This window comes from Bradyrhizobium arachidis, assembly GCF_024758505.1.
Lineage (GTDB): Bacteria > Pseudomonadota > Alphaproteobacteria > Rhizobiales > Xanthobacteraceae > Bradyrhizobium > Bradyrhizobium manausense_C.
Genome location: NZ_CP077970.1, coordinates 7,902,053 through 7,920,995, shown reverse-complemented (window position 1 = coordinate 7,920,995; position 18,943 = coordinate 7,902,053). Strand labels below are relative to the sequence as shown.

Genomic DNA, 18,943 nt, shown 5'->3' with positions numbered 1-18,943 from the left:
TCCTGTAGCGAAGCCGACCTCGTCGCCAAGGTGCGCGAGGTGCTCGCGCGCCATGACGTGGGCTGGGGTTAGCTATTCGCCTCATTCGTCATGGCCGGGCTTGTCCCGGGCATCCACGTCTTGTTTGATGGCCGCCAACGTGGATGGCCGGGACAAGCCCGGCCATGACGGAAGAACAGGGAGAAGACGATGCCTGAGATCACCATCAGCATGGCCGAGGGCCGTACCGACGAACAGAAGGCCGGCATGATGCGCGACATCACCACCGCGCTGGTGAAGAATCTCGGCGTCGACGCCGATGCCGTCGTCATCCAGATCAACGAAGCCCCGCTTCGCCACAAGATGAAGGGCGGCAAGACCTTTGTGGAACGCGCGGCCGCGGCGAAGAAATGACGCGCAGGCGCAGCAACTGACACCGATGTCGTCCTGGCGAAAGCCAGGACCCATTACCCCAGGGAGTAGTTGTTGCGCTAGGTCGTGGTTTAGGCCCTGCCAATGACATGCAGTCGGGGTAATGGGTCCTGGATCTGCGCTCCGCTTCGCTGCGCTTGTCCAGGACGACGAGGTAAAGAACCATGGACGCACGCGACTTCATCAAGATCGGCATGAGCGCCGAGCGCACCCTCGTCGTGCCGAAGGAGCGCACGGTCGGGCATTTCGTGCAGGGCATGCCGATGGTCTATGCGACGCCGATGATGATCTTGGAGATGGAGATGACGTCCGGCGACGCGATCCGCAGCGCGCTTCAGTCCGGCTGGGTCACGGTCGGCACCGAGGTCGACATTCGCCATCTTGCGGCAGCTCTCGTCGGCGCCACGGTGCGGACCACCGCAAAGGTGGTCGCGGTCGAGCGCCGCGTCATCCGCTTCGAGGTCGAAGCGTTCGAGGGCACGCGCAAGCTCGGCGAAGGCCGCCACGCCCGCGGCCTCGTCAATGTCGAGATGTTCAACAAGCGGCTGGGCGCGTAGTCGCTATTTTGCGAGCTCTTTCGACCGCTTCGTCGCTGCTGCGATCGCGCGGATCATCAGGTCGCGCAGGCCGGGCTCGCCCATGAGCACGCCGAGCGCCGCGGCCGTGGTGCCGCCGGGTGAGGTCACGTTCTGCCGCAGCGTGCTCGAGGGAAGGTCCGACTGGTGCAGCAGCTCACCGGAGCCGGCGACCGTCTCGCGCGCGAGCTTCGTTGCCAGCGCTTCGGGAAGGCCGGCTTCAACGCCGGCGCGCGCCAGCTCTTCGGCGAGCAGGAACACATAGGCCGGGCCCGAGCCGGAGACGGCGGTCACCGCATCCATCAAGCCTTCGTCGTCGACCCATTCGACCGAGCCGGTGGCGCGCAGCAGCGCATCGGCCACCGCGCGCTGCTTGGCGCTGACATTATCAGCGGCGACCGCAACGGTGATGCCGCGGCCGATCGCCGCCGGCGTGTTCGGCATCGCGCGCACCACTGCGCCACCGCAGACCTCCTGGAGTGCGGCGATGGTCGTTCCGGCCATGATCGAAACAACCGATGTGCCGGCGGAGACGAACGGTTTCAGCTTGGCGCCGGCCTCGCGAAAGGATTGCGGTTTCACCGCGACGACCATCGTCTCGACCGTATCAGCGCTCGTCACATCCGGATTGAGCGCGACGCCTTTTGCGGCCAGCGCGCTGATTTCGGGCGAGAGATATGGCTCGATGACAGCGACGCGGCGCGGATCGAGCCCGCCCGCGAGCCACCCCGTGAGCATTGCGCCGCCCATCTTGCCCGCGCCGGCGAGGAGGATGGTGCCGGTGATGTTTTGAAGGGTGCTGTCGTTGGTCATTGTTGCCGCCAATACATCCGTCGTCCTGGCGAAAGCCAGGACCCATTACCCCGAGTGGTTCTAGTGGATGGAGGTGTTGGCAACAAGCGCTGTGCCACACACGGGCACCTCGCGGTATGGGTCCTGGATCTGCGCTTCGCTCTCGACAACGCTAGCGTTGTCGGGAGCTACGCTTGTCCAGGACGACGTTGGGGAGGGAGGTGCGGCTTCCCTAACCTGAAGCGCGCCTTACGCTTCCCCCATCGTGTCGAACATTGCCGCGTCCATGGCTTCCGCGGTGCTCTTCCCCGCCCACACCACGAACTGCAGCGCGGGGTAGTAGCGTTCGCAGGCGTGGATGGCGCCGTTCAGCATGCTCTCGCATTGCGCGGTCGAGGCGGTGAGCCCGCCCGGCAGCACCAACGCCTGGCGATGCATGATCATGCCGGTGTGGGTCCAGAGATCGAAATGTCCGATCCACAACTGCTCGTTGATGGCAGCGACCAGCCGCTGCACCTCGGGCCGGCGCGCGACCGGAATCTTCATGTCGAACGCGCAGGCCAGATGCAGCGCCTCGATCTCGCCCATCCACGTGAAGGAGAGCTGATAGTCCGTCCACTGACCCCGGGAGATGATCGTGAGCTCGTCTTCGGAACGTTCGAACGGCCAGTTGTTGCTGGCGGCAATGTCCTCGACCACCGTCAGCGGGTGGTTCCGGGAATCGATAGTGCTTTCGAGCAGGGACATGCCGTCTCGACCTCTTGCCTTCTTGTTGTCCTTGATACGCACGCGGTTGGCCCGGCGCGCGCTCCCTTCGTCGCGACGCGGTCCCCTCGGAGTCGCTTCGGCGGTCCCCTCAGGGTCGCTCTTGCGATCCCTCGGATCAGCGCGGGCTGTCGGGGATCAAGTGATGTGATTTGCGGAATCAGCGCAACTGGGTCGCGAGTCCGTCCACAAGCCATGGCCGGCTCGTCCACAGCTCATCTCGGTCATAATTATTAATTTGAGAACAAACCGGAATCGGATTGAGGGGCTCGGCGCAACCGTTAACGGCGCCCCGAAATTCGGTTCCATGGAGGCTGGATCGCCTCGGCCGCATGGTCCTATGCGATTTCCCCATGCGCAAGGAGCTTGCTGTGGCTGTTCCCCGGCGTCATATTTCCTTCCAGGTCGTTCATTCCGAACGGCCGATGTTCTCAGGGCGGGGTGAAAGTCCCCACCGGCGGTAAGGGTCGCAAGATCCAAGCCCGCGAGCGCCTTCTTCGAGGGAATCTCCCGAAGGGAAGGGTCAGCAGATTCGGTGCAACTCCGAAGCCGACGGTTAAAGTCCGGATGAAAGAGAACGGTCGCTTGCCGTCCGCATCTCAGAAGATGCGGCTGTTTGTCGTTCCGTGTGCCCTGATTCTGGTCCTTATGAAGGAAAGCCATGAATCAGATGTTGCAAGACCCCCAAGTCGAAAACTCCCAAGTCGAGACTTCTCAGCAAACCCAGCCGCCGCCGGTTCCACCTGAGCCGCCGCCGCTGCGAGAGCATCCGCGCTTTGCAAAGCCGCAGCGGGTCGCCTTCGTCGAGGCCTGCTGGCACCACGACGTCGTCCGGGAGGCGCGCATTGCCTTCCTCAGGGAGGCCGAGGCGCGGCACCTTACTCATGTCGACGTCTTCGAGGTGCCGGGCTCGTTCGAGATCCCGCTGCACGCGCAGATCCTCGCCAAGACGCGGCGCTACACCGCGATCGTGGCGGCGGGCCTCGTGGTCGATGGCGGCATCTACCGTCATGAGTTCGTCGCCGACACCGTCATCAAGGCGCTGATGGACGTGCAGTTGCGCACCGAGGTGCCGGTGTTCTCTGCGGTGCTGACGCCGCAGCAATTCCACGAGACCGAGGTGCACTACGATTTCTTCCGCAAGCATTTTGCGATCAAGGGCGTCGAGGTCGCGGAAGCCTGCGCCAACACGCTGCACGGGCTAGAGCGCCTGCGCGGCCAGGTCGCAGCGGGGATTGTGTAGCGGCGTCTTTCTCTCACCGCTGATTGTCAATCCCGCCGCCGCGTTGATAAACTCGGCGGCGGGAGGAGGCCGGGCCGTGGAGACGGACCGGTCGGCAAGATCATGTTCGAAGGACACGATCCCTATCTCGTCGCGCTCTCGGTGGCGATTGCGAGCCTGGGTGGCTATACCGGATTTGCGCTTGCGGCTCGCATCCGCAACACGCCCGGCGTCAGCAATCGAATGCTGCTCGCGGGCGCGGCCGCGTTCCTGGCTGTCGGTATCTGGACCATGCATTTCGTCGGCATGCTGGCCGCGCCGCTACCTTCTGACACCGTCTATTTGCTCCTGCCCACCATCATCTCGTTTCTGATCTGCGCGCTGGTGGTCGGCATCTCCCTGTTCTTCGTGTCGATCGGAGAGCCTTCGCTGAAGCGGGTGGTGTCGTCGGCCGTGCTGCTCGGCGCCGGCATCACCAGCATGCACTATGTCGGGATCCACGGTCTGGCCGGCCCGTTCGCCATCGAGCACGACGGATCGATGATTTTGCTCTCTGTCCTGGTCGCGATCGTCACCGCCTATGGCGGCTTGCGTGCGTTTCTCGCGCAGCAGGAAGGCGTTCGCCTGATCGTGAGCTCGATCGCCTTTGGCGTCGCCGTCTCCGGCATGCACTACACCGCGATGCACGGCATGCACTTCGTGCCGCTGGCGGGACAGGTCCACCACCATCTCGGCGGCAGCCTCGCCGCGTCGCAGCAAATCCTCTCCATCGTCGTCGCCTTGCTCTGCTTCGTGATCGCGGCGGGCTTTTTGCTTTCGCTGGTGCCCGACCCGCGGCGGCAGACGCTGGTGCCGGCGATGGCCGGCGCGTCCGCTCCACCGGACATGCTGGTCGCGGAGCCGGTTCCGCAGGCGGTCGCGTCACCCCGGCCGGTGCCGGCCCCGCTCGGCGGCATCGGCCAGCCGCCGCGCGCCGCGCCCGCTCCACGGCTGCCGGTCGAGGGCGCCGATGGCACGCACTTCATTGATACGGCGGATGTGCGCAGCGTCCGCGCCGACGCCCATTACACAAGGGTGCATGACGGCACCCGCGAGCGGATGTGTCCGTGGTCGATCTCGGAAGCCGAGGCGCAGCTCGACCCCTCGCTGTTCATCCGGGTGCATCGCAGCCACATCGTCGCGATCCCCCATGTCGCCCTGGTCCGCAAGGAGGGCGACGGTGCCATTCTCGAGCTCGACGGCCCGTCGCCGCATAGGGTGCCCGTGAGCCGCGCCAAGATCGCCGAGGTCAAGGCGAGGCTGGGGCTTGCCAATCGGCGGCACGCTTAGGACTCTGACAATAGCAACGGCCCCCTTACCCTCCCCTGGAGGGGGAGGGTCGGCTCGTGTTGAGCGGAGCGAGACATGAGACGGGGTGGGGTGACGGTCTCTCCGCGACGAACGCTGCCCGTGTGGAGAGATCACCCCACCCCGCTTCGCACTGCGCTTCGCTTCATGCAAAGCGACCCTCCCCCTCCAGGGGAGGGTAAGCTTCGGAGTCCGCCTCCATAGGTCGTCTCCTCTGACGCAATTCGTGCGCCCATCGCCGCATTTCGTGCGAAATCCGCTGTTCCGTGCCCCAGCGATTGCGGCCCGCCCCGCCTGGAGAGACCGTCCCGTTAACGTCCGCGCTTCACGCGCCAAGGACGAATTGTGGGAGGAGACGATGATCCCGGGATCATTCAGCTATCACCGGCCGGCGAGTGTTGCCGACGCCGTCAAACTGTTGTCCGACCTTGGCGAGGATGCCCGGCCATTGGCCGGCGGCCACAGCCTGGTGCCGATGATGAAGCTGCGGCTTGCAAGCCCGGCTCATCTGATCGACCTACACGGCATCGCCGGGCTGAAGGGCATCCGCCGTGACGGCAACAAATTGGTCATCGGCGCGATGACCACCCAGCACGATCTGCTGGCCTCCGAGGAGGTTGCCAAATCCGTTCCCATCCTGCACGAGGCGGCGCTGCTGATCGCCGACCCCCAGGTGCGCTACCGCGGCACGATCGGCGGCAATGTCGCCAATGGCGATCCCGGCAACGACATGCCGGCGCTGATGATGACGCTCGGTGCGAGCTACCGCCTCGAAGGTTCCGGTGGCACCCGCGACGTCGCCGCGGCCGATTTCTATCAGGGCGCCTATTTCACCGCGCTCGAGCCCGGCGAGATCCTGACCTCTGTCGCGGTGCCCGTGCCGGCCGCCGGCCACGGCTACGCCTATGAAAAGCTCAAGCGCAAGGTCGGCGACTACGCGACCGCGGCTGCCGCCGTCGTGCTGACGATGTCGGGCGGCAAGGTCGCGACCTGCGCGATCGGGCTCACCAACGTCCACGAAACGCCGCTGCTCGCCACCGACGCCGCGAAAGCCGTGATCGGCACCAGCCTCGACGCGGCCACGCTGGCGAAGGCGGCCGCGGCGGCCGAAGCGATCATGGCGCCGGCGGCCGACGCCCGCGGGCCCGTCGAATACAGAAAGCATGTCGGCGGCATCATGGTGACGCGCGCGCTGCAGCGCGCAGCCGCGAACGCGAAATAAGGGAGGGGTTGATGGCAAAAACACACGTGACGATGAAGGTGAACGGTGCCGAGGTCGAAGGCCTCGTCGAGCCGCGCACGCTTCTGGTGCATTTCATCCGCGAGAATCTCGGGATGACCGGTACCCATATCGGCTGCGAGACCACCCATTGCGGTGCCTGCACCGTCGATATCGACGGCATGTCGGTAAAGTCCTGCACCATGTTCGCGGTGCAGGCGCAGGGCAGCGATATCATCACGGTCGAAGGCATGGCCAATGCCGACGGCACGCTGTCGGCATTGCAGGAAGGCTTCCGGATGATGCATGGCCTGCAATGCGGCTTCTGCACGCCCGGCATGATCATGCGGGCGCACCGGCTATTGAAGGAAAATGCCTCGCCGAGCGAAGAAGAAATCCGGATGGGCATCTCCGGCAACATCTGCCGCTGCACCGGCTACCAGAACATCGTCAAAGCAATCCAGTACGCCGCCGCAAAAATCAACGGCGTGGAATTCCGGGAGGCCGCAGAATGAACGACATGACTCCCACGCGGGAACAACGCACCGCCGCTCTCGAAGGCATGGGCTGCAAGCGCAAGCGCGTCGAAGACATCCGCTTCACGCAAGGCAAGGGCAATTACGTCGACGACGTCAAGCTGCCGGGCATGCTGCATGGCGACTTCGTCCGCTCGCCGCATCCGCATGCGCGCGTCAAGAAGATCGACGACAGCGAGGCGCTGAAAGTGCCGGGCGTGCTCGCGGTCATCACCGCGGAGACGCTGAAGACCGTCAACCTCGCCTGGATGCCGACCTTGGCCGGCGACGTGCAGATGGTCTTGGCCGACGGCAAGGTTCTGTTCCAGAACCAGGAAGTCGCCTTTGTGGTCGCGACCGACCGCTATGCGGCCGATGACGGCATCAACAAGGTGGTGGTCGAGTACGAGCCGTTGCCGCCGCTGGTCGATCCCTTTAAGTCGATGGACGCGGACGCGCCGGTGCTGCGCGAAGACCTCGCCGGCAAGACCACGGGCGCGCACGGTCCGCGAAAACACCACAACCACATCTTTGAGTGGACGGTCGGTGACAAGGAGCTGACCGACGCCGCCTTCAAGAAGGCGGAGGTGTCGATCAAGGAGATGATCTCCTATCACCGCACCCACCCGTCGCCGCTGGAGACCTGCCAGTGCGTCTGCTCCTTCGACAAGATCAAGGGCGAGTTGACGATTTACGGCACCTTCCAGGCCCCGCATGTGATCCGCACCGTGGTATCGCTGATCGCAAAGCTGCCGGAGCAGAAGATCCATGTGATCGCGCCCGACATCGGTGGCGGCTTTGGCAACAAGGTCGGCGCCTATCCCGGCTACATCTGCGCGGCGGTCGCTTCCATCGTCACCGGCAAGCCGGTGAAATGGGTCGAGGACCGCATCGAGAACCTGACCGCGACCTCGTTCGCGCGCGACTATCACATGACCACTGAAATTGCCGCGACCAAGGACGGCAAGGTCACGGGCCTGCGTGTGCACGTGCTCGCCGATCACGGCGCGTTCGACGCCTGCGCGGACCCGTCAAAATGGCCGGCCGGTTTCTTCAACATCGTCACCGGCTCCTATGACTTCCCGACCGCGCATCTGGCTGTCGACGGCGTCTACACCAACAAGGCGCCGGGCGGTGTCGCCTATCGCTGCTCGTTCCGCGTCACGGAGGCCGCCTATTGCATCGAACGCGCCATGGATATTCTGGCGCAAAAACTCAACATGGATCCGGCGGAGCTGCGGCTGAAGAATTTTATCAAGCCGGAGCAGTTCCCCTATCACTCGGCGCTGGGCTGGGAATACGACTCCGGCGATTACCACACCGCCATGCGCAAGATGATGGAGACGACCGACTACGCCGCGCTCCGCAAGGAGCAGGCGGAAAAGCGCGCGGCGTTCGCACGCGGCGAGACCCGCGAGATCATGGGTCTCGGCGTGTCGTTCTTCACCGAGATCGTCGGCGCGGGCCCGTCGAAGAACTGCGACATCCTCGGCATTTCCATGTTCGACTCCTGCGAGATCCGCATGCACCCGACGGGTGCTGGCATCGCGCGCATGGGCACCAAGAGCCAGGGCCAGGGTCACGAGACCACCTGGGCTCAGATCATCGCCACCGAGATCGGCATCCCCGCCGACAACATCATGGTGGAGGAGGGCAACACCGACACCGCGCCCTACGGGCTCGGTACTTACGGTTCGCGCTCCACGCCGGTGGCAGGCGCCGCGATCGCCATGGCGGCGCGAAAGATCAGGGCCAAGGCGCAGATGATCGCGGCTTACAAGCTCGAGGTCCATGAGGACGATCTCGAATGGGACATCGACGGCTTCCGCGTCAAAGGCCTGCCGGAAAAATTCATGTCGATGAAGGACATCTGCTGGGCGGCGTACAACTCCGTGCCGCCGGGCATGGAGCCGGGGCTGGAGGCGGTGAGCTACTACGATCCGCCCAACATGACCTATCCGTTCGGCGCTTACCTCTGTGTGATGGATATCGACGTCGATACCGGCGTGTACAAGGTCCGGCGCTTCTATGCGCTCGACGACTGCGGCACCCGCATCAACCCGATGATCATCGAGGGCCAGGTGCATGGCGGCCTCACCGAAGCCTTCGCCATCGCGATGGGCCAGGAGATCCGCTACGACGACACCGGCAACGTCGTTACCGGCTCGTTCATGGACTTCTTCATGCCGACCGCGGTCGAGACGCCGCATTGGGAGACCGACTTCACCGTCACCCCGTCGCCGCATCACCCGATCGGCGCCAAGGGCGTCGGCGAAAGCCCGAATGTCGGCGGCGTGCCGGCGTTCTCAAACGCCGTCAACGACGCGTTCTCGTTCCTGGGGTCGACGCACATCCAGATGCCGCATGACTATTGGCGCAACTGGAAGGCAGCGAAGCAGCTTGGAGCGGTCGCGTAGTGTCGTCATTGCGAGGAGCGAAGCGACGAAGCAATCCAGACTGTCTCCGCGGGAGCATTTCTGGATTGCTTCGCTTCGCTCGCAATGACGGAGGAGTACGGAGATGAAAGGCCGTAACGAGATCGCGCAAGCACTGGCCGCATCGGGTTATATCGCGGACGCGGATCTGGCGACGGCGATCTCGCTGATGCAACTCTTGCGGCGTCCGCTGCTGCTGGAAGGCGAGGCGGGCGTCGGCAAGACCGAGGTCGCGAAGGCGCTTGCCAACGTGCACGCGACAAAACTGATCCGCCTGCAATGCTATGAAGGCCTCGACCAGTCGTCGGCGCTGTACGAATGGAACTACCAGCGGCAATTGCTGGCGATCCAGGCGCATCGCGGCACCGACAGCATCGAAGACCAGATTTTTTCGGAGAAGTACCTGCTCGAGCGCCCCTTGCTCGCCGCGATCCGCCGCGCGCAGGCGCCGGTGCTGCTGATCGACGAGATCGATCGCGCCGACGACGAGTTCGAGGCGTTTCTGCTGGAATTGTTGTCCGACTTCCAGGTCTCGATCCCTGAGCTTGGCACCATCCCCGCGATCACCATTCCGCATGTGGTGCTGACCTCGAACGGCACGCGCGAACTCTCCGACGCACTGCGCCGGCGCTGCCTCTATCACTATGTCGACTATCCTGACGTCGATCGCGAGGCGCGCATCATTTTGGCGCGGATCGCCGGCGCCAGCCCGTCGCTGTCGCTGCAGATCGCGCGGATGGTCGAGGGCGTCCGCAAGGAGGAGCTGCGCAAGGTCCCGGGCGTCGCGGAGACGCTGGATTGGGCCGCCGCGCTGGTCGGTCTCGACATCAGGGATCTCCACGACGCGCCCGAGACCGTGCATGAGACGCTGATCTGTCTGCTCAAGACCCACGAGGACCGTTCGCGCGTAACACCGGAGGTGACGCAGCGCCTGCTCGGGAGGGTGGCATGAGCTGCTGCGGCTCAAGTCCCGAATTCGACGACCTCAACGAGGTCTCGCGCCTCGTCTCTGCGCGTCTCGCGGCCTTCCTGCGCACGCTCCGCGACGCTGGCTTCCGCGTCGGGCTGGCGGAAGGGCAGGACGCAGCGGCATTGATGGCGGCGGGTTACGCGGCGCGGCCGGGCCTGTTGCGCGCGGCGTTCAAGCATCTGTTTTCGGCGCGCAAATCCGATTGGGACAAGTTTGACGGTCTGTTTGACGCGTTCTGGCTGGGAAAGCGCGTGCGCTCGCGCTCCCGCACGATGGGTTCGACGCAAGGCGCCAACAGTCCGTCGCTGAAGGGCATGCAGGAGGCGCGGGTGGAGCAGGGCGGGGCGCAATCCGCGTTCGATCAGGTGCCAACCTCGAACGACGCCCCTGACGGCCACGGCGGCGAGGGGCGCATGGAAGGGGCCTCGCGCGCCGAAAATCTCGCCGAGGTCGACTTTCGCAAGCTCGCCGATCCCGACCAGGTTGCGCAGGCCCATGAGGCCGCGGCGCATCTGGCAAAGATCATGCGCACGCGCCTGACGCGGCGCGACCTCGCGCGGCGGCGCGGCTATCGCCTCGATCTCCGGCGCACCATCCATCGCAACATCAGCCATGGCGGCGTGCCGATTTCGCTGGTGAAGCGGCAGCGCAAGGACAAGCCACTGCGGCTGATCGTGCTGCTCGATGCGTCCGGCTCGATGAGCATGTACACCGCGGTGTTCCTCCGCTTCATCCACGGCGTGCTCGACGAATTTTTTGAGGCCGAGGCGTTCCTGTTCCACACCCGTCTCGCCTACGTCTCCGATGCGCTCAAGGAAAAGGATGCCGGTCGTGCGCTCGACCGCCTCTCGATCATGGCGCAAGGCGCGGGCGGCGGCACCAGGATCGGCGAGAGCCTGCAGAGCTTCAACCGCTGGCACGCCGCGCGCGTCATCCATTCGCGCAGTTGCGTGATGATCGTGTCCGACGGCTATGAGACCGGCGACGCCGAACTGCTCGGCCGGGAAATGGCGGCACTGCACCGGCGCTGCCGCCGCATCGTCTGGCTCAACCCGATGATGGCGTGGAAGGACTATGCGCCGGAGGCGAAGGGCATCAAGGCCGCGCTGCCGCATGTCGATCTCTACGCGCCCGCCAATACGCTGAACAGCCTGCGCGCGCTTGAACCCTATCTGGCAAAGCTCTGAGGGGACACCGATGAGTACACATCTCGAAGTGCTGGATATCGTCGCACAGATGAAGGCGGCCGAGCGCGCCTTCGTGCTCGCGACCGTGGTGCGCACCGTGTCGGTGACGGCGGCCAAGGCCGGCGCGAAGGCGATCATCGCGGCCGATGGCACCATCGTGGCGGGGTGGATCGGCGGCGGCTGCGCGCGCGGTGCCGTGCTGAAAGCGGCGCGTGAGGCGCTCGCCGACGGCGAGCCGCGCATGGTGTCGGTGCAGCCGGAAAATCTGCTCGCCGAGCTCGGCGTGCGCGCGGGCGAGAGCCGCGACGGCATCCGCTTTGCCAGCAACATGTGCCCGAGCAAGGGCACCATGGACATCTTTGTCGAGCCGGTGCTGCCGCATCCCTCGCTGGTCATTCTCGGCGCGAGCCCGGTGGCGCTGTCGCTCGCGGCGCAGGCGCGCACGCTCGGCTATCACGTCACGCTCGCGGCGCCATCAGCCGATCTCACGGCGCAACCGGATGCCGATGCGGTGATTGAGGGCTATCAGTTGGGTGCGCTGAACGAGGCAAAACGCTTCGTCGTGGTGTCGACGCAGGGCAAGGGCGACGAGGTCGCGTTGCGCGCGGCCATCGCGACAAAGGCGGACTATCACGCCTTCGTTGGCAGCCGCCGCAAAATGGCTTCGCTGCGCGCAAAGCTGATCGCCGAAGGCACCGATGCCGCCGCGATCGATTGCGTCAAGGCGCCCGCCGGGTTCGATCTCGGCGCGATCACGCCGGAGGAGATCGCGATGTCGATCCTCGCCGAGATCACCCAGGAGCGCCGCCGCGGCCAACGCGCCGCCAATCAAATCGCAAGCCAAATCGCAAGCAAGGAGTGAGGACCGACCATGCAGATGAACGACAGCCAGCGCATTCCCGCCTCTCGTGAACAAGTGTGGGCGGCGCTGAACGATCCGGATGTGCTCAAGGCCTGCATCCCCGGCTGTCAGTCGCTCGAGGTAACCGGTCCGAACGAGATGACCGCGACCGTCGTGTTCAAGGTCGGCCCGGTCAAGGCGACCTTTGGCGGCAAGGTCACGCTGTCCGATCTCGATCCGCCCAACTCCTATCGCATCTCCGGCGAAGGTTCCGGCGGTGTCGCCGGCTTTGCCAAGGGCGGCGCGATGGTGCGGCTGGAGTCGGAGAGTGCCGACGTCACCGTGCTGCACTACGACGTCGACGCTCAGATCGGCGGCAAGCTCGCCCAGCTCGGCGCAAGGCTGATCAACTCGACGGCGACAAAGCTTGCCGGGGAGTTCTTCAAGTCGTTTGCCGCAGTGGTCGGTGCGAAGGCGGAGGCAGGCTAGCTGCCGTAGGGTGGGTTAGACCCGTGGCTGCGCGAAGCGCGGCCCGCGAGGCGTAACCCACCACTTCTGTCGCCGCGGAGATCAAAGAGGTGGGTTACGCCGAGCGGACTGCGCTTCGCGCAGCCGCTGCGCTAACCCACCCTACGATAGCGACGCAAGCCGATCCCGCCCTCACCCCAGCGACACGCCCGCTTTCGCGCGGCTTATTCCAAGCGTCAGGATGCGATGCAGGAGGTCCGGATATTTGAGCTTGTCGTGTTGAGCTGCGGTTGCAAACTCCTGGCTCTTCGCGATCTCGGGGTTGGGGTTTGCTTCGATGAAATATGGAGTGCCGTCGGCAGAGAGACGAAAGTCGATGCGCGCGTATCCATCGAGTCCAAGTGCCCGGTAGATGCGTTTCGCAGCGCGCTGGATGCGGGCGGTCAGTTCGGGCGTCAGGTCTTTCGCGGGCCCGTCGACAATTCCGACGCGCTCCTGATAATCGGTATCGTGCTTGGCTTTTTCGGTGGCGATGTGTCGTGATCTGCGCCCGCCCATGCTGCCGAATTTCAGTTCCCAGACCGGCAGAACGCGCAGCCGGTTGTTGCCGAGCACGCCGACATAGAGCTCTCGCCCCTCGATGAATTGCTCGGCGATGGCGGCGGATTCGAGCCGGTCGTGGATGAAGGCGACGCGCTCCGCGAGTTTCTCGTCGGTGTCGACGATGGAGGCCTGCGAGATGCCGAAGGATCCATCCATGTTCAGGCTTTTGACGATCAGCGGCAGCGCAAGATGCTTGGGACGTTTGACCTTGCGGCGCATCGGGAAAACGGCGAAGGCCGGCACCGCGATCCGGCGATGATGTACCAGCGTCTTGGACAGGTCCTTGCCGCGGGCCAGGATCAGGCCACGCGGATTGCAGCCGGTATACGGGACCTTCATCAGTTCGAGATAGCTCGCGATATGCTGGTCATAGGCGACGTTGTAGTGGAACTCCTCCAGCAGCGTGAAGACCACGTGCGGCTTGAACTCCTCGATCGCGTCGCGGACCGGTTTGATTTCCTCCTGCGCGCCGAGCGGGCGAACCTCATGGCCGGCCGCGCGCAAGGTGCTCACCACGTCGAATTCTGTTTTCCAGGCGTTGATTTCCTGCGCGGTGTATCCGTCGGTCGTCTCCGGAGGCATGAAATCCGGATGCATGAGCACGAGAATACGGAGGCGTCTCATAGCGCGATCCATTTGCGACGTGATGGGCCGAACAACGCGTGCATGGTCTTGGCGGTCACGAGGACGGTGAAGTCGAGGACGAGCTTCTGTTCAGGACCGACGGCGCGCAGATCGAGCTCGCGGCAGCGCGAGATCATGTCGTCAAGCACGGCATCGAGCGTGAGCTGGTTCTCGCCTGTCCACCGCGCAACCAATTGCCTGATCTGGGCGCGGTGCCGCCTGATCAAGACTGCGGCTGGCCTTGACCGTTGATGCCGTGGATCGGCGGAAAACAGCCTGGAGAGGTCGCGGTCGTAGGTCTTCGGTGGCGTGAAGGCGTAGAACGCCTGCTTCTTCTTGTAGTGCTCTTCGAGCGTCTGGCTGAGCTTGCTCAGCGGATCGACGCGTTCCCGCGTCGTAATCAGCGGTCGCTTTCCCGCAATCTCGCCCATCAGCTCGTCGACATATTCGAGCTTCTTCAGCGCGGGCCAGCCGGCATAGCGCGTCCGCCAGTTCGAACGCGGCCGCAGCCACACCGCAAAAGTTTCGGCGAAGTCTTCGTCCGGATGGCTCTGTGCGTACCAGAGCCGAAGATGCTGGACGTAACGGCGGCTGGCCGGATTGGGCCGGTAGTAGCGCGGGTAGTGTTTCGACGACGGGCCGAACAACTGCTGCCAGCGCCGGCGGCGTTGCAGCTGGTAGCCGTGCTGCAGGGCGTGGCCTGCTTCGTGACGGAGAATGGCCATGCACTCCCGCGAGGTGCCGCCCTCAACGTCGAACATCATCTTCTTCTCGAGCTTCATCAAGCGCGGATGAGCAAGATAGAAGGGAATCGCGATGCCCGGCACGTCTGCCGGACTAAACCATTCGCTCGATATCCAGGTGTGCGGCCGCAGCTGGATGCCCCGTTCCTCGAGCTCTTCGTGGAGAGTGCCGACACAATCCTCGAGCCAGGTGCCTTCGACCGTAAGCCTCAGGCTGCTGAGGCGTTGCTCGAGCAACTGCTCATCCGACAGCTTTTCCCAGGCGAATTTCCGGCGTGGCATCAGGCATCCAGGAGGTGACTCGGCATCTGGATGATGTCATGCGCCATTGCCGGCAACAACCCATGGGGGCTGTGAGGCGTGCTGCGGCGCGTCAACGCGCTAGATCGTAGGGTGGGGTTAGCCGAAGGCGTAACCCATCACTTCTGTCTCAACGGAAATCAAAGAGGTGGGTTACGCCAGCGAACTGCGCTGCGCGCAGCCGCAGGGCTAACCCACCCTATGAGATCGACGTGTCTAGTCGAACAGGCTCGACACCGACTCTTCCGACGCGGTGCGCGCGATCGCGTCCGAGATCAGGCTGGCGATCGGCAGCGTGCGGATGTTCGGCGCCTTGCTCACCGCATCCGTCGGCAGGATGGAATCGGTGATCACGAGCTCCTTCAGCTTGGAGTTCGCGATGCGGGCGGCGGCGCCGCCGGACAGAACGCCGTGGGTGATATAGGCGTAGACGTCCTTGGCTCCCTTGGCGATCAGCGCATCGGCCGCGTTCACCAGCGTGCCACCGGAGTCCACGATATCGTCGACCAGGATGCAGGTGTGGCCGGCGACGTCGCCGATCACGTTCATCACCTCGGACTCGCCGGGACGCTCACGGCGCTTGTCGACGATCGCGAGCGGGGTGTTGATGCGCTTGGCGAGGCCGCGCGCACGGGCCACGCCGCCGACGTCGGGCGAGATCACCATCACCTTGGAGAGGTCGAACTTTTCCTTGATGTCGCGCACCATCAGCGGGGCGGCATAGAGGTTGTCGGTCGGGATGTCGAAGAAGCCCTGGATCTGGCCGGCATGCAGGTCGAGCGTCATGACGCGGTCGACGCCGGCCTGGGTGATCAGGTTCGCGACCAGTTTTGCCGAGATCGGCGTGCGCGAACCGGATTTGCGATCCTGCCGCGCATAGCCGAAATAGGGCAGCACCGCCGTGATGCGGCGCGCCGAGGAGCGGCGCAGCGCGTCGGTGATGATCAGCAACTCCATCAGATGGTCGTTCGCCGGGAACGAGGTCGACTGGATGATGAAGGCATCCGAGCCGCGGACGTTCTCCTGGATCTCGACGAAGATCTCCATGTCGGCGAAGCGCCGCACCACCGCCTTCGTCAGCGGCAGATGCAGGCCCTGCGCGATGGCCTGGGCGAGAGCCGGATTGGAGTTGCCGGCAACGAGCTTGATCGAGCCGTTTTTGGCCGACATGGACGCTTCCTCCCGCGCTTTGCTGGATACGACGTTCAACATCAAAGAATACCCACACGGAGCACGGTTACGACGGGCGAGGAAATATCAGGCCGAAGGCTCCGCTGGCAACCCGGGAGGCTACGTTTTCCTGTCGAAAATCCTGAGTCCGGCCAACACTTTGGCTGTGGTTAGCGGTCGGTATAGCCGAGCGCCGTGGCTGATATGTCGGCCTCTCGCGCGGGCGCCGGGATGCTGGCCACCGCCGGTCCCCGCAGACCCGGAACCGTACCAGGGGAATCCGTCGGCGCCCCGTTGATCATGTTGGAAAGTCCGCTGAATCCGGCCTGGGCGATCTTCCGCAGGACCAGATCGTCGGCGCCGGACCAGGCATCGCGGCCGGCCTTGCCGGCAGGTTCCTCGCCGGACAGGCGAAGCGCGCGCTGCTGGTTGGCGTCATAGACGTCCCAGACCCAGGAAATGACGGTCTTGCCGCGGACGGTTTGGGCGGCGAGGTAGCTGCGCACGCGATAGGCAGCCCCGCCCTCGCGGGACACCACGGACAGGCTGCGCAGCTTCGATTCGCTGTCGAGCACACCAACCATGCGGTCGAACACGGCCGGCGGCGGACCGTCGATCGATTCGAAGGCCACGGTGGCACCGCTCCCGCTTGGCGCCATCGCATAGGAATTGCTCGCAGCACCGCCGCCGGCGCAGCCGCCGAGCGCGCACGAGGCGGCCAGCAGCGCAACTGCGAGCACGCGCGTGCCAGCACGGAGCAAGAATGGTGACGCGTCCCTCATTATGACGGGCAGCGATATCGTTAAAACCGATTAACGTCTAGGGCGGGGAAGCCACATGTCTTACGCGAAGCGGAATTCGCTCGCGATTGCCGTGACTTGCGTTTGCACGATTCTCTGAATGTTCACGCTTCGAGCGTGATCGCGTGGATGTGCCGGCCGTAGTCCGGCTCCTTGCGATGCACCGAGCGGCGATAGCTGAAGAAGCGCTCGTCGGCATAGGTGTCGAGGCCTAAGTCATCGATCATCAAAATGCCGGCGCGCTCCAGGCGCTGGCGGATGAAGCCGGCGAGATCGAACATCGCATGGCCCTCGCGCACCGAGGGGATGAAGAACACGGCGTTGTCGGCGTCCGCCTCGATGAAGCGGGCGACGAACTCGTCGCCAACCTCGTAGGATTCCTGACGGATCAGGGGCCCGATCGCGGCGATGATGCCGCTGCGTGCGGCCCCTAACTTCTCCATCGCGTCGATAGTGGATTCCAGCACGCCCGTGAGCGCGCCTTTCCAGCCGGCATGCGCTCCGCCGATGACGCGCGCATGGGGATCGACGAACAGCACCGGCCCACAATCGGCGGTGGAGACGCCGAGCGCAATGCCGGGCGTGTTGGTGACCAGCGCATCGCCCTTCGGGCGCGGGCCGGCCGGCCACGCGCCCTCGGCGATCAGCGCGTCGGGCGAATGGATCTGATGCAGGCTGACGAAGCGCTCGGGCGCAACGCCGACATGCTCGGCCATGCGGCGGCGGTTCTCCGCGACAAGGGCCGGATCGTCATTGGAGCCGAGCCCGCCATTGAGCGCGGCATAGATGCCGCTGGACACGCCGCCTTCGCGGGTGAAGAAGGCGTGGCGCAGGCCGGGAACGCCTGCAAGCAGCGACGAGCCAATAGTCATGTGCTTTCGTCTTCCTCAAGATGGTCGCTCAGGGCTGCGATCGAGGTGAGCCTCGGTTCGGAAACGCAGAGCACCTTGAACATCGAGCCCATGCCGCCGCGTCCGGGATCGGTCAGGCGCTTTTGCGCGGCGGCGATATCGGTGGAGACCTCCGGCGTCGCCTTCTGCATCAGCGCCGCCGCACGGGTATCGATGCCGAGGCGCTTCAAGAACTCGCCCTGCGTCACCGGGCCGTGCACGCGGGCGCCGACGTCTTCGGCCGCACGCGTCAGCGCCTGGAAGTCGACATGCGCCGTCACGTCGGCCTGGCCGGGCGCCTTCAGCGGATCGGTGAACGTGTGGCGCGCGATCGCCTGAAAGGTATCGCCGGCATCGCTGCGCAAATGGCCGTAATCGATGATCAGTGCCGCGCCGTCCTGATCGCGCACGCGCGCCGCGAGCTTCATCATCTCGGCGTCGGGGCGCCATTCGAACACCGCGCCGACGGGCGCGGCACGCACCAGTGGCGGCAGCAGCACGTCGAAGCGCGGGGTCGGTTCGGCGGCCGCAGCGAAGACCAGCTTGCCGCCTGCCTCGACGTCGACCACGCGCTCATGCCAGCCGTTCTTCTGCTTCACCATCTGGTGGATCGGCAGCACGTCAAAAAATTCGTTGGCCAGGATGATGCAGGGGCCTTCCGGCACGTCGTCGATATTGTCGTGCCAGGCGATGTTGCGCACGCCCGACAGCGTCGTCTTCTGCCGCTCGCGCAGCACCGGGTTGACCTCGACCATATGGACGCTCAGCGTCTGATAGAGCGGCGGCAGCACGCGCAGCGCCCGCAGCGCATCCGCCATCATGGTGCCGCGGCCGGGGCCGAGTTCGATCAGCCGCAGCAATTGCGGCGAGCCCATCTGCTTCCACACCGATGCCGTCCACAGCCCAAGAAGCTCGCCGAACATCTGGCTGACCTCGGGCGCGGTCGTGAAGTCACCCTCCCGTCCCAGCGGATCGCGCGAGACGTAATAGCCATAGCGCGGGTGCATCAGGCACAGTTCCATGTACCGCCAGACCGGCATCGGTCCGGAGGATTTGATCAGCGCCT

19 protein-coding genes and 1 riboswitch are annotated in these 18,943 nt (G+C 64.8%); of the genes, 11 read left to right on the top strand and 8 right to left on the bottom strand.

Annotated features, from left to right (window positions below; all coding sequences use genetic code 11):
* Nucleotides 1–189 precede the first annotated feature (189 nt).
* Complete coding sequence (locus KUF59_RS36720) at nucleotides 190–393, top strand: tautomerase family protein (RefSeq protein ID WP_212462316.1); 204 nt, start codon at nucleotides 190–192, stop codon at nucleotides 391–393.
* 182 nt (nucleotides 394–575) lie between these two features.
* Nucleotides 576–968: a thioesterase family protein gene (locus KUF59_RS36715; protein WP_212462315.1), complete on the top strand. Its 393-nt coding sequence runs from the start codon at nucleotides 576–578 to the stop codon at nucleotides 966–968.
* Nucleotides 969–971: 3 nt separating this feature from the next.
* On the opposite strand, the gene proC is transcribed toward KUF59_RS36715, so the two are convergent.
* Together proC and KUF59_RS36705 are read right to left on the bottom strand one after the other, a co-directional pair.
* Nucleotides 972–1,799 carry a pyrroline-5-carboxylate reductase gene (gene proC, locus KUF59_RS36710; protein ID WP_212462314.1) on the bottom strand — a complete coding sequence of 276 codons (828 nt, stop codon included), beginning with the start codon at nucleotides 1,797–1,799 and terminating at the stop codon, nucleotides 972–974.
* 228 nt (nucleotides 1,800–2,027) lie between these two features.
* Nucleotides 2,028–2,525 (bottom strand): type III secretion system chaperone family protein, encoded by a 498-nt coding sequence (locus KUF59_RS36705; RefSeq protein ID WP_212462313.1) that lies wholly within the window; start codon nucleotides 2,523–2,525, stop codon nucleotides 2,028–2,030.
* Nucleotides 2,526–2,966: 441 nt separating this feature from the next.
* A riboswitch (FMN riboswitch) is annotated at nucleotides 2,967–3,126 on the top strand.
* Between the two features lie 78 nt (nucleotides 3,127–3,204).
* On the opposite strand from KUF59_RS36705, the gene KUF59_RS36700 reads away from it, so the two are divergent.
* The 9 genes from KUF59_RS36700 (at nucleotide 3,205) to KUF59_RS36660 (ending at nucleotide 12,768) form a co-directional block, all read left to right on the top strand.
* The gene (locus KUF59_RS36700; RefSeq protein ID WP_212462312.1) at nucleotides 3,205–3,786 is read left to right on the top strand and encodes a 6,7-dimethyl-8-ribityllumazine synthase; all 582 of its coding nucleotides are present in this window, start codon (nucleotides 3,205–3,207) and stop codon (nucleotides 3,784–3,786) included.
* 102 nt (nucleotides 3,787–3,888) lie between these two features.
* Nucleotides 3,889–5,094 (top strand): MHYT domain-containing protein, encoded by a 1,206-nt coding sequence (locus tag KUF59_RS36695; RefSeq protein ID WP_212462311.1) that lies wholly within the window; start codon nucleotides 3,889–3,891, stop codon nucleotides 5,092–5,094.
* 376 nt (nucleotides 5,095–5,470) lie between these two features.
* Nucleotides 5,471–6,334 carry an FAD binding domain-containing protein gene (locus KUF59_RS36690; protein WP_212462310.1) on the top strand — a complete coding sequence of 288 codons (864 nt, stop codon included), beginning with the start codon at nucleotides 5,471–5,473 and terminating at the stop codon, nucleotides 6,332–6,334.
* An 11-nt stretch (nucleotides 6,335–6,345) separates the two neighbouring features.
* Complete coding sequence (locus tag KUF59_RS36685; RefSeq protein ID WP_212462309.1) at nucleotides 6,346–6,846, top strand: (2Fe-2S)-binding protein; 501 nt, start codon at nucleotides 6,346–6,348, stop codon at nucleotides 6,844–6,846.
* Nucleotides 6,843–9,263, top strand: a complete 2,421-nt coding sequence (locus KUF59_RS36680) for an aerobic carbon-monoxide dehydrogenase large subunit (RefSeq protein ID WP_212462308.1) — start codon at nucleotides 6,843–6,845, stop codon at nucleotides 9,261–9,263. The genes KUF59_RS36685 and KUF59_RS36680 overlap by 4 nt, the downstream gene beginning before the upstream one ends.
* 103 nt (nucleotides 9,264–9,366) lie before the next feature.
* A complete protein-coding gene (locus KUF59_RS36675) occupies nucleotides 9,367–10,233 on the top strand; it encodes an AAA family ATPase (RefSeq protein ID WP_212462307.1) in 867 nt (288 codons plus the stop codon).
* Nucleotides 10,230–11,438 (top strand): vWA domain-containing protein, encoded by a 1,209-nt coding sequence (locus tag KUF59_RS36670; protein ID WP_212462306.1) that lies wholly within the window; start codon nucleotides 10,230–10,232, stop codon nucleotides 11,436–11,438. The genes KUF59_RS36675 and KUF59_RS36670 overlap by 4 nt, the downstream gene beginning before the upstream one ends.
* A gap of 10 nt (nucleotides 11,439–11,448) precedes the next feature.
* On the top strand, nucleotides 11,449–12,300 hold the full coding sequence (locus KUF59_RS36665) for an XdhC family protein (protein ID WP_212462305.1): 852 nt from the start codon (nucleotides 11,449–11,451) through the stop codon (nucleotides 12,298–12,300).
* Between the two features lie 9 nt (nucleotides 12,301–12,309).
* A complete protein-coding gene (locus KUF59_RS36660) occupies nucleotides 12,310–12,768 on the top strand; it encodes an SRPBCC family protein (protein WP_212462304.1) in 459 nt (152 codons plus the stop codon).
* Between the two features lie 171 nt (nucleotides 12,769–12,939).
* Here KUF59_RS36660 and KUF59_RS36655 read toward each other — a convergent pair whose 3' ends face one another.
* The 6 genes from KUF59_RS36655 to KUF59_RS36630 form a co-directional block, all read right to left on the bottom strand.
* On the bottom strand, nucleotides 12,940–13,974 hold the full coding sequence (locus KUF59_RS36655) for a D-alanine--D-alanine ligase family protein (protein WP_212462303.1): 1,035 nt from the start codon (nucleotides 13,972–13,974) through the stop codon (nucleotides 12,940–12,942).
* Nucleotides 13,971–14,999 carry a putative zinc-binding metallopeptidase gene (locus KUF59_RS36650; protein WP_212462302.1) on the bottom strand — a complete coding sequence of 343 codons (1,029 nt, stop codon included), beginning with the start codon at nucleotides 14,997–14,999 and terminating at the stop codon, nucleotides 13,971–13,973. Before KUF59_RS36650 ends, KUF59_RS36655 begins: the two co-directional genes overlap by 4 nt.
* A 234-nt stretch (nucleotides 15,000–15,233) precedes the next feature.
* A complete protein-coding gene (locus tag KUF59_RS36645; RefSeq protein ID WP_212462301.1) occupies nucleotides 15,234–16,187 on the bottom strand; it encodes a ribose-phosphate pyrophosphokinase in 954 nt (317 codons plus the stop codon).
* Nucleotides 16,188–16,357: 170 nt separating this feature from the next.
* Complete coding sequence (locus KUF59_RS36640; RefSeq protein ID WP_212462300.1) at nucleotides 16,358–16,969, bottom strand: hypothetical protein; 612 nt, start codon at nucleotides 16,967–16,969, stop codon at nucleotides 16,358–16,360.
* 122 nt (nucleotides 16,970–17,091) lie between these two features.
* Entirely contained in the window at nucleotides 17,092–17,859 is a 768-nt protein-coding gene (gene pgeF / locus KUF59_RS36635) for a peptidoglycan editing factor PgeF (RefSeq protein WP_212462299.1), read from the bottom strand.
* On the bottom strand, nucleotides 17,856–18,917 hold the full coding sequence (locus KUF59_RS36630; RefSeq protein ID WP_212462348.1) for a class I SAM-dependent methyltransferase: 1,062 nt from the start codon (nucleotides 18,915–18,917) through the stop codon (nucleotides 17,856–17,858). Before KUF59_RS36630 ends, pgeF begins: the two co-directional genes overlap by 4 nt.
* Between the last annotated feature and the right edge of the window lie 26 nt (nucleotides 18,918–18,943).

Coding starts and splice junctions, on each gene's coding strand:
- KUF59_RS36720 (WP_212462316.1), top strand. CDS start 190: ATGCCTGAGATCACCATCAGCATGGCCGAGGGCCGTACCGACGAACAG.
- KUF59_RS36680 (WP_212462308.1), top strand. CDS start 6,843: ATGAACGACATGACTCCCACGCGGGAACAACGCACCGCCGCTCTCGAA.
- KUF59_RS36675 (WP_212462307.1), top strand. CDS start 9,367: ATGAAAGGCCGTAACGAGATCGCGCAAGCACTGGCCGCATCGGGTTAT.
- proC (WP_212462314.1), bottom strand. CDS start 1,799: ATGACCAACGACAGCACCCTTCAAAACATCACCGGCACCATCCTCCTC.
- KUF59_RS36650 (WP_212462302.1), bottom strand. CDS start 14,999: ATGCCACGCCGGAAATTCGCCTGGGAAAAGCTGTCGGATGAGCAGTTG.
- KUF59_RS36665 (WP_212462305.1), top strand. CDS start 11,449: ATGAGTACACATCTCGAAGTGCTGGATATCGTCGCACAGATGAAGGCG.
- KUF59_RS36685 (WP_212462309.1), top strand. CDS start 6,346: ATGGCAAAAACACACGTGACGATGAAGGTGAACGGTGCCGAGGTCGAA.
- KUF59_RS36700 (WP_212462312.1), top strand. CDS start 3,205: ATGAATCAGATGTTGCAAGACCCCCAAGTCGAAAACTCCCAAGTCGAG.
- KUF59_RS36670 (WP_212462306.1), top strand. CDS start 10,230: ATGAGCTGCTGCGGCTCAAGTCCCGAATTCGACGACCTCAACGAGGTC.
- KUF59_RS36715 (WP_212462315.1), top strand. CDS start 576: ATGGACGCACGCGACTTCATCAAGATCGGCATGAGCGCCGAGCGCACC.
- KUF59_RS36655 (WP_212462303.1), bottom strand. CDS start 13,974: ATGAGACGCCTCCGTATTCTCGTGCTCATGCATCCGGATTTCATGCCT.
- KUF59_RS36660 (WP_212462304.1), top strand. CDS start 12,310: ATGCAGATGAACGACAGCCAGCGCATTCCCGCCTCTCGTGAACAAGTG.
- KUF59_RS36645 (WP_212462301.1), bottom strand. CDS start 16,187: ATGTCGGCCAAAAACGGCTCGATCAAGCTCGTTGCCGGCAACTCCAAT.
- KUF59_RS36695 (WP_212462311.1), top strand. CDS start 3,889: ATGTTCGAAGGACACGATCCCTATCTCGTCGCGCTCTCGGTGGCGATT.
- KUF59_RS36640 (WP_212462300.1), bottom strand. CDS start 16,969: ATGAGGGACGCGTCACCATTCTTGCTCCGTGCTGGCACGCGCGTGCTC.
- KUF59_RS36690 (WP_212462310.1), top strand. CDS start 5,471: ATGATCCCGGGATCATTCAGCTATCACCGGCCGGCGAGTGTTGCCGAC.
- KUF59_RS36630 (WP_212462348.1), bottom strand. CDS start 18,917: ATGCCGGTCTGGCGGTACATGGAACTGTGCCTGATGCACCCGCGCTAT.
- KUF59_RS36705 (WP_212462313.1), bottom strand. CDS start 2,525: ATGTCCCTGCTCGAAAGCACTATCGATTCCCGGAACCACCCGCTGACG.
- pgeF (WP_212462299.1), bottom strand. CDS start 17,859: ATGACTATTGGCTCGTCGCTGCTTGCAGGCGTTCCCGGCCTGCGCCAC.